Consider the following 13,621-nt stretch of genomic DNA (forward strand, 5'->3'; position numbering starts at 1 on the left):
TGCGATGGCGATGGCCTGAGCCACCTGCTCATCCACCAGGCCCTCGCGGTACTCCAGCCAGCCCGCAATGGCGCCATCGTCGCGCCCCTGGTCCAGCTCCAGCGTCAGATCGGCGCGGGCCACAGGCAGGGGAACGGCCTGTCCCGTCAGCAGGACATCGCCGGCCGCCTCGCGCAGCGCAGGCAGCGCCTGGAAGACAAGCATGGCCTGATACAGCGGCTGCACCCCCGGCAGGCGCGGCGGGTTGACCGCCTGCACCACGGCCTGCAGCGGCAGGTCCTGGTGGGCAAAATCCTCAAGGCAGGCTTCGCGCACGCGCTCCACCAGGGCTGCAAAGCCGGGGTCTGCGCGCAGGTCGGTGCGCAGCACCAGGGTCTCCACCAGAAAGCCCACGGTGCCGCCGGTGTGGGGACGGTGGCGGTTGGACACGGGCACGCCCACGGCCAGATCGTCCTGGCCGGTGAAGCGCGCCAGCACGGCATTGAAGGCGGCCAGCACCACGGTGAAAGGCGTGGTGCCACAGGCGGCGGCGAATCTTCCCAGTTCCGCCGCCAGCGCGGGCGCAAGCACCACCGCGATACGGCCGCACCGGTCCTGACCCGCCTCGCGCGGCCCGGCAAAGGGCAGCTCCAGCAGCGGCGGCAGGCCTGCAAGCCTGTTGCGCCAGTACGCTGTCAGGGCCGGCAAGGCCTGCTGCCGGGCGCTGTCGCCCAGCCAGGCGACGTAGTCGCCAAAGCGCTGCGGCTGCGGCAGGTCTGCGACCGCCCCGCCCAGTTGCGCGGCGTAGAGAGCGGCCAGCTCGCGCAGCACCAGCGAGGCCGACCACAGGTCGATGATGGCGTGGTGAAAACCCAGCAGCAGCACCTGCTCGCCGTGGGCGCGCAGCAGATCGGCCCGGAAGAGGCTGCCCCGCTCCAGCGAGAAAGGCCGGGCCGCCGCGTCCTGCAGCGCCTGCGGCATCGATGCCGGGCCGACATCGTGCACCGCCAGCGGCAATGCATCCAGCGCATCGAAGACCAGGCGCGCCGCTTCGCCATCGGCATCCTCGAAGCGAGCACGCAGGCTTTCATGGCGCTGCGCCAGGGCGGTCAGTGCGGCCTGCAGCGCGGCCACATCGGGCGTCGCGCCACCAAAGCGCACGGCAAGGCCAAGATTGAACTCGCCGCGAGCCCCGTGAATGCGCTCCATCATCCACAGCCGCTGCTGCGCCGACAGCGCGATCACGGGCGCATCTGCGGCACGTGGCGCGGCGCCTGGCGCGTGCGTGTCTGGCAGCTCGAAGCCATCCTCTGCCAGCAGGGCCGCCAGCAGATCGTCGTCGGAAAAACCGCCCGTGCTCATGGCAGCGCCTTGGTTGCTGCAGCGCCGTGGGCGGCCGCCTTTTGATCAGGGGTCATGCTTTCGATCTCGAACAGCCGGCCCGCAATGGCCAGCGTGATTCCCGGGCGGGATTCCAGCGCAATCACGCGCTGGCAAAAATCTGCCATGCAGGGGTGGCGCAACAGCTCGGCCATCGATATATCGACGCGAAACAGCTCCCGCGTGCGCGCCGCGATCTGCGCCGCCCCCAGCGAATTGCCGCCCAGCGAGAAGAAGTCGTCGTCCACACCACAGTCGGCCAGGCCCAGTGCCTTGCACCACAGGCGCACCATGTAGCGCTCGAACGCATTGCGTGGCGCTGCGCTGGATGCCATGCCCGCAGCCAGGCGCAAAAGGGCCGCGCGGTCCAGCTCCCCCCGGGCATCGGTGGGCAGGGATGCTACGTTCAGCACCGGCACGCTCATCGGCCGGCCACAGGCATCGTGCAGCCACCGATGCGGTGCGGACGGGTCACCGCTGCCGGCCACTTCATTCACTTGATCCACTTGATCCACTTCGCCGGCACGGCGCGCGTCGACCGCGGCGCCTTCACGCACCCAGACCAGCTCATCGGCACCGTAGATGGCGCCCTCGCGCAGCGCGGCATGGCGGGGATGGCCGAGGTCCAGGCCCACGGTCATGACAGGCTGCTCGCCGCGCACCGCCAATTCGAAGGCCTGCAGGCCCTGCGCCTCATCGATCGACAGATAGCCCGAGGCAGCGAACAGCGCCGGGTTCGACACCTGGCGGCTCAGGCCGATGTCCCGCCACGCCGAAAAACCGAGGTAGCGGCAGCGGGCGCCACCGGCGCTGTGCGCCTGTCGCTCCACAAAGGCCATCTGCCAGGCATCTCCCGCCGCATAGGCCGCCACGCGGCGCCCCCCCAGCAGGCCCATGACCGAGCCGGCCACCAGGAACAGGGCCCGGGGATCGTGGGCGATCAGGGCGTGCAAGTGGCGCGTTCCCTCCACCTTGGCGCGCTGCGCCCGGGCAAAGCATTGCTCGTCTTCCTCCGCACACAGGGCCAGGCGCGACTCGGCCGCCAGTTGCACCACGCCGGCCAGCGGCTGTCCGAAGTGCTGCTGCGCCTGGGCCACAGCGGCCTGCAGGGCGGCGGGGTCGGTGACATCGGCCTGCACGTACAGGAGCGCCCCGCTGCGCGCAAGCAGTTCCAGTGGCTGCCGGCGCTCCACAGCAGGGGCACGGCCGACGATGAGCAGCCGGGCGCGGTACCGGCCGAGCAGGTGCCGGGCCAGCAAAAAGCCCACGCCCCCCAGCCCACCGGCCAGCAGGTACAGCCCCTGCTCCTGGAATCCCTGATGCCCTGCAGCATCGGGAACCAGGGGCACCAGGCGCCGCACCCGCCGCACGCCGGCATGCCACAGCACCTCGGGCTCGCGCTGGCTGCAGCCCAGTTCCGCACACAGCCCGGCGGCATCAAGAACGGCGGCATCGGCAGCGACACTGGCGTCGGCGTCGGCGTCGGCGTCGGCGTCGGCGTCGGCAGAGGCACCGGCGTCGCCCCAGGCGACATGGCGGCAGCGCAAGGCAGGCATTTCAGACTCCAGACTGCGCAGTACCGCGCGCGCCATCGCCCGCTGGCCCTCGTCCTGAGCCGTACCTGCGCAGACCAGCAACCGGCCTGGCACATGCCCGCCGGGGGCGGCGAGCCAACGGGCTGCCTGCAGCAGGCCAGGGGCCAGCGCCTGTTCGCCGGCCAGCACCAGCACATCAGGCACCCACTCGCGCAACGCGGCCACGGCGTCGGCCGGTGACCCGGTATCGTCCAACACCATCCAGCGGTGACAGGGCTGCAGGGCCTGCAATTGCGCCAGCGCCTGGGCGCCGGCACCACACAGCGCCACAGTCAACGCATGCGCCTGCGCAGGCGCCATGGCCGGCAACGCATCGTGCTGGCGCGGGCGCCATACGGGCCGGGCAAACCAGTCAGGCACGGTGCCTGCACCGCCGATCAGGCAGGCGGCATCCTTGATTTCGCGATCGAAGGCCCCTGTCTCCACCAGGCGGCGCAGCTCCACGCGCTGCACCTTGCCGGCACCCGTGCGCGGCAGGCGCTCGGGCGGCACGGCAATGAAATGGTCCACGGCCAATCCCAGGTCCTGGCCCAGGCGCATGCGCAAGGCGCGCATGAGCGAACGGCGCAGTTGCGGCTCGCCAGCGCCCGGCGCGTGAAAGAACAGCACCAGCTGGTCGGTGGCCGCGCCGGCCGGGCGCACGCCGATGGCAGCCAGCCCCTGGCGGTCCAGGCCGGGCACGCGCGCAGCGACCTCCTCGATCTCGGCGCTGTAGAAATTGGCACCGTTGACGATGATCATTTCCTTGACGCGGCCCACGATGTGCAGCTCGCCCGAACGCAGGAACCCCATGTCGCCGGTCTGGAACCAGCCGTCGCGCAGCGCCTCGGCCGTGAGGTCGGGCCGGCCGTGATAGCCCGAGAACACCGAGGGCCCGCTGAGTTCGACCCGCCCGATCTCACCCTCCATCAGGGTGCGGCCTGCATCGTCCACGATGCGCTGTGCACCGCCTGCGATCGGGTGGCCCAGGCTGGTCACCGCCTCGCCGGACGCTGTCCAGCAACGCAGCGAGAACGCAGAGACCGTCTCGGTCATGCCAAAGGACATCCAGACGGCGCCCTGCCTGAGCCCGTCCTGCGCAAAGCGGCGCTCGAAATCCACGAGGACCGGCTCCGACACCGGCTCCCCGGCGTTGATGAGCATGCGCAAACAGGACAGGTCCCAATGGCCGGGGGCCTGGCCGCGGGCTGCACGCAGCAGCAGGTCGAATGCAAAGTTGGGCGCCCACACCGCTGTGACCCGGTGCTCGGCCACGAGGTCCAGCCAGCGCGCGGGAGCCTCGAGAATGGTGGCCGTATCCACCTGGACCTGGTCCAGGCCCAGCACCGTAGGCATCACGCACAGGAACACCACGCCGCCCACATGGTCCAGCGGCATCCAGTTCAGCGCGGTCTCGCCGGGCACGAAGCGCAGTTGCTGCTGCACGCCGCTGATCATGGCGGCCAGATTGCCGCGGCTCAGTACCACGCCCTTGGGCGTTCCGGTGCTGCCCGAAGTCAGCAGCATCAGTGCGGGCTGCCCCGGCCCGGCGCTGGCCGAGGGCTGCGCGGGCGCACCCGCCTGCAGTGCCTGGGCATCGAGCAGCTGCATGCCCTGCAGCGCTGCGGCATGGGGCCGCAAGCCGGCCAGGGCTGCCGCAGAGCCGACCACGGGCGCCCTGCCCGCCACCTCCCAGCAGTTGAGCAGCCGCTCCAGGCCGGCCCCCCCGGCCGCCGCCGGTCCCAGTGCCAGAGGCGCCGGCACCAGGCCGCCGAGCACACAGCCCCAGAACACGGGCAGCAGGTGACGACTGTCCCCGGCATCCACGATGACGGTGTCACCCGCCTTCAGCCCCAGGGCCAGCAGCCCGCCCAGGGTGCGGCAGGCCTCGTCGAGCAGCTGCGCATAGCTGGTGCGGGACTGGGAAAGATCGGCAGCCACATGGACGATGCCCGCTCCAGGACGCGCAGCCGCGCGCACCAGCGCCTGCTCCAGCGCATATCCGACACCCGCGTCCGGCAGCGCAGGCGAATGGTGGATGGCAGGAATGCGCTCGTGCAAAGGCACCGCGCCGCGCCGCGCCGCAGGTGCGGGCGCCGGATCGCCCAGCAAGGGCCGGCCGGGCAGCAGATCGCACAGGTGCAGGTGGGAAGCCGGCTGCACGGCAGGCCGGGTGACCAGCGCGCTGCCCCATTGCTGCTGCGCGGCGTCGACCGCGCCCGGCGACCAGACTGGCAGTTCGGCCAGGGCGGCCTCGTCGATGGCGCCCATGTCATCCAGCGGCAAGGCGCTGACCCGCACCACCGCATCGCCTGCGCCAGCCAGGGCAGCCTGCAGGGTATCGCGCTCTCCGCCCACCACGTAGGCGACCAGACCGTCGAACCCCGCAGCATTGCGCCGTGAAAGATGCACATCGGCGGCTCCCGCCGCCATCAGGCGGGCTTTCAGACCGCCCGCTTCCGCCCCGCTGTCCGTACCCGCCATCGATCCGATCCCTTCAAAGCTGTGGCTCCGACGCCGATTCACTGCCCTGCCCAAAGACCGGCCGGATAGTTACAAACATTTTCTTTAATGTCAATGCAGCCATTCTCATTAAGAGAAGGTTCAATGGAAACATTGGCATGCCAACGCAAGAGAAACGTCGAAAGCAAAGCCTGGCAAATTCAATTGATTATTGAAAATGGATTTTCAATATATTTTCACCACATGTATATCACTGAAATCAGTGATATCGACATCGTGGCGTCAAAGAGCGGCGCCAGGAAGAGCGGGCGGCAAGCTCACGGCGAAAGCCATGCAGGCCCGGGAACTGGAGGGTGACTGCAAGAGGGCTGCTGACCTGGAACGGGCAGGGTATAGGCAGGGCGTGGGCAGGACATGGGCAGGCGGCCAATGCACCATGGCTGTGCATGAAAAGGGTCATCAGTGGCAGCCCCGCCATGAATAAGCATGCCACCCATAAATCAGTGCTGCCAGGATCTTTTTTTTGACGCAAGTGCTTATTGAAGCAATTGCGCCACAGTCACGGAAACAGCACGGAAAGCCATCGAAACAAAACAATGCAAATTCCGAGCTGGCCAGGGGCCAGGATTTGCACGAGGAAGATCGTCCAGACGAAAAAAAGCCCCTCGGATTTTATCCGAGAGGCTTTTCACCAATATATTTGGTAGGCGCGATTGGACTCGAACCAACGACCCCCACCATGTCAAGGTGGTGCTCTAACCAGCTGAGCTACGCGCCTGTCGTTTGTTGAAGCCGCAAGTATAGCAGTGCAAAACAGGGCTTCCGGGCAAGTTGCGCAGTTTTTCCGATCACAGCACCCTGGCCCGTTCCAGCATGGCGTGCATCAGCACATTGCAGCCTGCGGTGATGTCGGCCGGCGTGGCGTCCTCGATCTCGTTGTGGCTGATGCCGTCCTTGCAGGGGATGAATACCATGCCGGCCGGCGCCAGCCGCGCCATGTAGACCGCATCATGCCCGGCGCCCGAGACGACGGGCATGTGCGAGTAGCCCAGGGCCTTGGCGGCGCGCGCCACCGCATCCACGCAGTCGGCATGGAAGGGTTGGGCGGGGTAGCTGGACACCAGGTTGATCGCTATGGGCAGGCCCGTCTCCCGGCTGATGCGGTCGGCCACGGCGCGGATGTCGGCGTCCATGGCTTCGCAGTCGGCATCGGTGGCGTTGCGCAGGTCGATGCTGAATTTGACCTGCCCCGGAATCACGTTGCGGCTGTTGGGATGGACCTGCACCATGCCCACCGTGCCGCGCCCGTGGGGCGGATGGCGGTGGGCGCAGGCCACCACTTCCTGCATGAGCTGCGCGGCCGCCTGCAGCGCGTCCTTGCGCAACGCCATGGGCGTGGGGCCGGCATGGGCCTCCATGCCCGTGACCACGCAGTCATACCAGCGGATGCCCAGCACGCCGGTGACCACGCCAATGGTCCTGGCGTTGTCCTCCAGCACCGGGCCCTGTTCGATGTGGGATTCGAAGTAGGCGCCGATCGGGTGGTCGCCAGGCTCCTGGCTGCCCACATAGCCGATGCGCTCGAGCTCGCCCTTGACGGTCTTGCCTTCGGAGTCGGTGGCTGCATAGGCATGCTCCAGCGTGAAGGCCTTGGCGAACACGCCCGAGCCCATCATCACCGGCACGAAGCGCGAGCCTTCCTCGTTCGTCCAGAAGGCCACCTCGATGGGCGCTTCGGTCTCGATGCCGTGGTCGTTGAGCGTGCGCACGACCTCCAGCCCCGCCAGCACGCCGTAGTTGCCGTCGAACTTGCCGCCCGTGGGCTGAGTGTCGATGTGGCTGCCCGTCATGATGGGCGGCAGGCTGTTGTCGCGCCCGGGCCGGCGCATGAAGCCGTTGCCGATCTTGTCGATGGTCACCGTCATGCCCGCCTCGCGCGCCCAGCGGGTCACCAGATCACGGCCCTGGCGGTCCAGGTCGGTCAGCGTCAGGCGGCACACGCCGCCCTTGGGCGTGGCGCCGATCTGCGCCAGCTCCATGAGTGAATCCCACAACCGGCTTCCGTTGACGCGCAGCTGCGCGATGTCCTGCTTCACTTGGGTATCTGTATCCATTGCGGTCTCCTTGTCATGCGGGCTTCAGCGCGCCACGGCCGTGGGCTGCAGCGTGGCGGCGCGGCGCTGCACCGCGTCGAAGTTGGGGCCGAAGGCCGGGCGCTTGATATAGCGCCCCTTGCCCATCTCGGCACGCAGATCGCCCTGCGCATAGGCCATCACGCCCTGGCTGATGGTGTGGCTGGGCATGCCTTGCACGGTGCGCCCCTCGAAGATGTTGTAGTCGCCCTTGGAATGCTGGGTCCTGACCGACAGGGTGTGGGTGGCGGCAGGGTCCCAGACGACCAGATCGGCATCGGCCCCCACGCCGACCAGGCCTTTGCGCGGATAGATGTTGAACAGCCTGGCGGTGTTGGCCGAGGTGATGGCCACGAATTCGCTGGGCGTCAGCCGGCCGGTGTTCACGCCCGCATCCCAGATCACGGCCAGGCGCTCTTCCACGCCGCCGGTGCCGTTGGGGATCTTGGCGAAGTTGTCCCGGCCCATGGCTTTCTGCGCGGCGCAGAAGGTGCAATGGTCGGTGGCCGTGGTGTGCAGCTGGCCCGACTGCAGGCCCTGCCACAAGGCCTCCTGGTGGCCCTTGGCGCGGAAGGGCGGGCTCATCACGTGGGCGGCGGCCTTGGCGAAGTCGGGGTCGCGGTACACGCTTTCGTCGATCACCAGATGGCCGGCCAGCACTTCGCCATACACGCGCTGGCCGCGCGCACGGGCAGCGGCAATGGCCTGCGCCGCCTCGGTGCAGCTGACGTGCACCACGTAGATGGGCACGCCCAGCACGCCGGCGATGGCGATGGCGCGGTTGGCCGCCTCGGCCTCCACCATGGGCGGGCGGGCCAGCGGATGGCCCTCGGGCCCGGTGATGCCCATCTTGGCCACTTCCTGCTGCAGCAGGTAGACCAGCTCGCCGTTTTCGGCATGCACCGTGGGCATGGCGCCCAGCTCCAGCGCGCGCTTGAAGCTGTTCACCAGCGTTTCGTCGTCGCACATGATGGCGTTCTTGTAGGCCATGAAGTGCTTGAAGCTGTTGATGCCCTCCTCGCGCACCAGCGTGCCCATGTCGGCATGGACGCTGTCGCTCCACCAGGTGACGGCCACGTGGAAGGAGTAGTCGGCCGCAGCCTTCTCGGCCCAGCCGCGCCATTTGCGGTAGGCATCCAGCAGCGGCTCCTGCGGATCGGGAATGACGAAGTCGATGATGCTGGTGGTGCCACCGGCCAGCGCCGCCGCCGTGCCGGTGTAGAAGTCATCGGCCGTGACCGTGCCCATGAAGGGCAGCTGCATGTGGGTGTGCGGATCGATGCCGCCGGGCATGACGAACTGCCCCGAGGCATCGATCACCTGCGCCCCGGCCGGCACCAGGGCCGCCACATCCGGCCCCACGGCCGCAATCGCCCCATCCACACACAGCACATCGGCCTTCTCCTGCCGGTCTGCATTCACCACCGTGCCGCCACGCACCCATACCGAACCCTGTGATTGACCCATAGCGTCATGCCTCCTGTTGGTTGGTCCGGCCTATGCCTTGCTCAGCGCGGGTGCGCCCTTGGTCACCTGGCCTGCCATGCCGATGCGGTAGACCACGCCGGCAATGAACAGGCCGATGAACCATGCGTAGTCATAGGCATGCTTGAAGAAATCACCCACGTTCGGGAATGCAGCGGGGAACGCCGCGTGCAGGAAGCCGGGCAGGTTGGGCGCCACGCCCAGGGCGAAGGCCGCCACGGCCACCCAGTTCCAGCCGTTGGAGTAGCGGTAGGCGCCCTCTTCCCTGTACAGGTCTTCCACCACCAGCTGCTTTTTGCGCACCAGGAAGTAGTCCACCATCAAAATGCCCGCGATCGGCCCCAGCAGGGCCGAGTAGCCGATCAGCCAGGTGAAGATGTAGCCCTCGGTCGATTCCAGGATCTTCCAGGGCATCATCACGATGGCAATCGCCACCGTCATGTAGCCACCCACGCGGTAGCTGATCTTCTTGGGCGCCAGGGCGGAGAAGTCATAGGCCGGCCCGACCAGGTTGGCCGCCAGGTTCACGCTCACGGTGTCGATCAGCAGCACGATCAGCGCGATCAGCACGGCCGCGCCTGTCATGCGGCTGGCGACATCCACGGGGTCCCACAGGGCCTTGCCGTAGATCACCACGGTGCCCGATGTCACCACCACCGCCAGCATGGCCAGCAGCCCCATGGGCACCGGCAGGCCGATGGCCTGGCCCACGACCTGATCCTTCTGCGACTTGGCAAAGCGCGTGAAGTCCGGAATGTTCAAGGCCAGCGTGGCCCAGAAGCCCACCATGGCCGTCAGCGACGGCCAGAACACCGACATGAACTGGCCCGCCTTGGGGCCGCCCGGCGCGTACTGCGAAGGCTGCTCCATGATGGGGCCGAAGCCGCCGGCCTTCTGGTAGACCCAGCCCAGCAGCACGAAGCAGATCAGGATCTTGAGCGGCGCAGTCCAGGTCTCCAGCTTGCGGATGGACTCGATGCCATGCACCACAAAGTAGAACTGGATCGCCCAGAACACCAGAAAGCACACCAGCTGCCCCACATTGATGCCCAGGCCCGCGATCTTCTCGCCTTCCAGCGGATGGCCCAGCAACACGCCCAGCAGGGTGTAGATCATCATGCCGCCGAACCAGGTCTGGATGCCGTACCAGCCACAGGCCACCAGGGCCCGCAGCAGTGCGGGCAGCTTGGCCCCGTGGGTGCCGAACGAGGCACGGGCCAGCACGGCGAAGGGAATGCCGTACCTGGCCCCGGCATGGCCGATGAGCAGCATGGGAATCAGCACGATGAGATTGCCCAGGAACACCGTCATCACCGCCTGCGACCACGACATTCCGTTCGTGATCATGCTGGCGGCCAGGGTGTACGCCGGAATGCACATCACCATGCCTATCCACAGGGCGGCGAAGTGGTACCAGGTCCAGGTGCGCTGGCTCGGCAGCGTGGGTGCGAGGTCGTGGTTCCACAGGCTGCCTGCGGACTCACCGGAATGCGGGGCATGCGACATTGCGAAGCTCCTTCTCGAAGAGAGAAATCACCAATCCATTGCTGATCCAGGGTCTGACCTTTTCCATCAAGCGCATTTCGTGCCAGGTCGGCCCGGATGCGGGCCGTGCGCCGACCTGCCGCAATGCCCCCTCTAGCCCTGCGCCGTCACGGCCTGGCGCATGGGGTTGTTCGGATGCGTGGTCCAGTTCGCATACTCCCCGGTGACCGTCTGGCCGGTGCGAGGGTCCACCTCGCCCGGCTGCAGGCTGCGCATGGTGATGCACTCGGGCACGGGGCAGATGGACACGCACAGGTTGCAGCCCACGCATTCGGTGTCATCCACCTCGAACCGGCGCACACCGCCCTCCTTGCTGAAGGTGATGGCCTGGTGGGAGGTGTCCTCGCAGGCCACGTGGCAGCGCCCGCACTGGATGCAGCTGTCCTGGTTGATGACGGCCTTTTCGATGTGGTTGAGGTTGAGGTCCTTCCAGTCCCTGACCGTGGGCACGGCCCGGCCCTGGAAGTCCTCGATGCGCGCAAAGCCGTGCGCGTCCATGTAGTTGGACAGCCCGTCGCACATGTCCTGCACGATGCGAAAGCCGTAGACCATGGCCGCCGTGCATACCTGGACATTGCCGCATCCCAGCGCAATGTATTCGGCCGCGTCCTTCCAGGTGGTGATGCCCCCGATCCCCGAGATGGGCAGGCCCGCCGTCTGCGGGTCGCGCGCGATCTCGGCCACCATGTTCTGGGCGATGGGTTTCACGGCCGGGCCGCAGTAGCCGCCGTGCGAGCCCTGGCCGTCGGTGCTGGGGTGCATGACCAGGGTGTCCAGATTCACGCCCATCAGCGAGTTGATGGTGTTGATCAGGGACACCGCATCCGCGCCCCCGGCCTTGGCCGCACGCGCGGGAAAGCGCACGTCGGTGATGTTGGGCGTCAGCTTCACGATCACGGGCAGCCGGCTGTACTGCTTGCACCACTGCGTGACCATCTGGATGTACTCGGGCACCTGGCCCACGGCCGCGCCCATGCCGCGCTCGCTCATGCCGTGCGGGCAGCCGAAGTTCAGCTCCAGCCCGTCGGCGCCGGTGTCCTCCACCATGGGCAGGATGCGCTTCCAGCTTTCCTCCACGCAGGGCACCATCAGCGAGGCGATCAGCGCGCGGTCAGGCCAGGCCTTCTTCACGCGGGTCATCTCCTCCAGGTTGGTGCGCAGCGGCCGGTCGGTGATCAGCTCGATGTTGTTCAGGCCCATCACGCGCCGGTCCTGCGCCATGAGGGTGGAGTAGCGCGGCCCGTTCACGTTGACCACATGCGGGTCCTCGCCCAGCGTCTTCCACACCACGCCGCCCCAGCCGGCCTCGAATGCGCGGGTGACGTTGATCTCCTTGTCCGTGGGCGGTGCCGAGGCCAGCCAGAACGGATTGGGGCTGGAAATGCCCAGAAAGCGGCTGCTGATGTCTGCCATGTCGATGCTCCTTGAAAAGCGCGGGCACAGCCGCTCAAACCCCGGCCGCCACGGCGCTGGTCAGCGCCTGGTGCATGGCCCGCGCGGCGACCTTGCCGTGCTCCACCGCCTGCACGGTCAGGTCCTGGCCACCGGCGCGGCAGTCGCCGCCGGCCCAAACGCGCGGCACGCTGGTGCGGCCTTCGTCGTCGGTGTCGATGCGGCCGTCACGCAGGGCAATGGCCGCGCCCGCCGGCGTGGCGACATAGGTCTGGCCAATGGCCTTGAGCACCATGTCGGCCGGCACGTCGAACACCTCCTGCGTCACCTGCAGCCTGTCGCCCTCCATGCGGGTGCTGGCCATGCGCACGCCGCAGACCTTGCCGTCCTGCACCAGGATCTCCTGGGGCGCGGCCCACAGCCGCAGATTGACGCCATGGGTCTGTGCCCATTCCTGCTCCACCCAGGAGGCGGACAGCGCATCCTTGCCCCGGCGGTAGAACATGGTGACCTCGTCGGCGCCCAGCAGCCGGGCCTGCACGGATGCATCCACCGCCGTCATGCCGCCGCCGATCACCACCACGCGCCGGCCCACCGGCACCGTGGATTTGTCGGCCGCCTGGCGGATGTCGGCAATGAAGTCCACCGCATTGCGCAAGCCTTCGGCCTGCGGCTCGGCCGTGCCCAGCGCATTGACGCCCGCCAGGCCCAGGCCGAGGAATACGGCGTCATGCTCTGCCAGCAGCGAATCCAGCGTGAAATCTCGCCCCAGCCGCTGGTTGTTGCGCGGCGTGATCCCGCCCACGGACAGCAGCCAGTCGATTTCCTTCTGCGCAAAATCGCCCGGGGTCTTGTAGCTGGCCAGGCCGTATTCATTGAGCCCGCCCAGCTTGGGCCGGGCATCGAACAGCACCACCTCATGGCCCTGCAGCGCCAGCTGATGGGCGCAGGTCAGGCCGGCAGGGCCAGCTCCGACCACGGCCACCTTGCGGCCCGTGGCGGCGGCACGCTGGAACAGCGGTGCACCACCGGAGGCCATGAAGGCATCGGTCGCATAGCGTTGCAGTGCACCAATTTCGACCGGCTTGTCTTCCTGGGTGTTGCGCACGCAGGCCTGCTCGCACAGCTGCTCCGTGGGGCAGACACGGGAGCACATGCCGCCCAGCGGGTTGGCCGTCAGGATCTCTCGCGCCGCGCCACGGACGTTGTCCTGGGCAATGCGGGCAATGAAGGCCGGCACATCGATGCTGGTGGGGCAGGCCGTGGTGCACGGCGCGTCATAGCAGTAGTAGCAGCGCTCGGCCTCGATCAAGGCCTGGGAACGGTTCAGCGCGGGATGGGCGTCGGAGAAATTGGCCGCGTAATCGGCCAGGTTCAGGCGGCCGGCGGCAATGCCGCAGGCGCGTTGCGCGGGGCTATCCATGGTGCATCCTCCAGGGTCAGGATTGAGGGCGTGAAAGGGGCCGCGGCATGCAGGTGCACGCCGAGCCATCTCGGACAACGCAAGGCGGGCCGCAGGAAGGACTCCTGAACGGCCCCGGATCCAACAACACAGTCTTCGGAGGTTTCATCGTGGTCCTCGCATGTGTAAGTGACGCCTCTTGTCGGGCGCACCGGGGGTGGAACGGAATTTACGCGGGTGAAAAAATTTACCAATCAGTAAAATCACCC

8 protein-coding genes and 1 tRNA gene are annotated in these 13,621 nt (G+C 67.7%); 1 reads left to right on the forward strand and 8 read right to left on the reverse strand.

Annotated elements, in window-relative coordinates; genetic code table 11:
- Both JHD82_RS13215 and JHD82_RS13220 read right to left on the reverse strand, forming a co-directional pair.
- On the reverse strand, nucleotides 1-1,341 hold a 1,341-nt coding region (locus JHD82_RS13215; protein WP_233174723.1), incomplete at its 3' end, for a condensation domain-containing protein.
- Entirely contained in the window at nucleotides 1,338-5,417 is a 4,080-nt protein-coding gene (locus JHD82_RS13220; protein ID WP_199136881.1) for an SDR family NAD(P)-dependent oxidoreductase, read from the reverse strand. The genes JHD82_RS13220 and JHD82_RS13215, both read right to left, overlap by 4 nt.
- Nucleotides 5,418-5,540: 123 nt before the next feature.
- Here JHD82_RS13220 and JHD82_RS13225 point away from each other — a divergent pair, with 123 nt between their 5' ends.
- On the forward strand, nucleotides 5,541-5,753 hold the full coding sequence (locus JHD82_RS13225; RefSeq protein WP_199136884.1) for a hypothetical protein: 213 nt from the start codon (nucleotides 5,541-5,543) through the stop codon (nucleotides 5,751-5,753).
- Between the two features lie 344 nt (nucleotides 5,754-6,097).
- Here the strand turns inward: JHD82_RS13225 and JHD82_RS13230 are convergent.
- From JHD82_RS13230 to JHD82_RS13255, 6 genes are all read right to left on the reverse strand, one after another.
- Nucleotides 6,098-6,174, reverse strand: a tRNA-Val gene (locus JHD82_RS13230).
- 70 nt (nucleotides 6,175-6,244) lie between these two features.
- Nucleotides 6,245-7,510, reverse strand: coding sequence for a Zn-dependent hydrolase (locus JHD82_RS13235; RefSeq protein ID WP_012204713.1), 1,266 nt, complete (start codon nucleotides 7,508-7,510; stop codon nucleotides 6,245-6,247).
- Between the two features lie 24 nt (nucleotides 7,511-7,534).
- Entirely contained in the window at nucleotides 7,535-8,995 is a 1,461-nt protein-coding gene (gene hydA, locus JHD82_RS13240; RefSeq protein WP_199136886.1) for a dihydropyrimidinase, read from the reverse strand.
- A 30-nt stretch (nucleotides 8,996-9,025) separates the two neighbouring features.
- Nucleotides 9,026-10,519: an NCS1 family nucleobase:cation symporter-1 gene (locus tag JHD82_RS13245; protein ID WP_199136888.1), complete on the reverse strand. Its 1,494-nt coding sequence runs from the start codon at nucleotides 10,517-10,519 to the stop codon at nucleotides 9,026-9,028.
- Between the two features lie 132 nt (nucleotides 10,520-10,651).
- Nucleotides 10,652-11,971 (reverse strand): NAD-dependent dihydropyrimidine dehydrogenase subunit PreA, encoded by a 1,320-nt coding sequence (gene preA, locus JHD82_RS13250; RefSeq protein ID WP_012204710.1) that lies wholly within the window; start codon nucleotides 11,969-11,971, stop codon nucleotides 10,652-10,654.
- Between the two features lie 34 nt (nucleotides 11,972-12,005).
- A complete protein-coding gene (locus JHD82_RS13255; RefSeq protein ID WP_012204709.1) occupies nucleotides 12,006-13,373 on the reverse strand; it encodes an NAD(P)-dependent oxidoreductase in 1,368 nt (455 codons plus the stop codon).
- Nucleotides 13,374-13,621 lie beyond the last annotated feature (248 nt).

The sequence above is a fragment of the Delftia sp. ASV31 genome (assembly GCF_016428765.1).
GTDB lineage: Bacteria > Pseudomonadota > Gammaproteobacteria > Burkholderiales > Burkholderiaceae_C > Comamonas > Comamonas acidovorans.

What these genes read in the sequence shown, in the direction of transcription:
- JHD82_RS13245 (WP_199136888.1), bottom strand. Translation starts at nt 10,519, where the DNA reads ATGTCGCATGCCCCGCATTCCGGTGAGTCCGCAGGCAGCCTGTGGAAC.
- preA (WP_012204710.1), bottom strand. Translation starts at nt 11,971, where the DNA reads ATGGCAGACATCAGCAGCCGCTTTCTGGGCATTTCCAGCCCCAATCCG.
- JHD82_RS13220 (WP_199136881.1), bottom strand. Translation starts at nt 5,417, where the DNA reads ATGGCGGGTACGGACAGCGGGGCGGAAGCGGGCGGTCTGAAAGCCCGC.
- hydA (WP_199136886.1), bottom strand. Translation starts at nt 8,995, where the DNA reads ATGGGTCAATCACAGGGTTCGGTATGGGTGCGTGGCGGCACGGTGGTG.
- JHD82_RS13235 (WP_012204713.1), bottom strand. Translation starts at nt 7,510, where the DNA reads ATGGATACAGATACCCAAGTGAAGCAGGACATCGCGCAGCTGCGCGTC.
- JHD82_RS13255 (WP_012204709.1), bottom strand. Translation starts at nt 13,373, where the DNA reads ATGGATAGCCCCGCGCAACGCGCCTGCGGCATTGCCGCCGGCCGCCTG.
- JHD82_RS13225 (WP_199136884.1), top strand. Translation starts at nt 5,541, where the DNA reads ATGGAAACATTGGCATGCCAACGCAAGAGAAACGTCGAAAGCAAAGCC.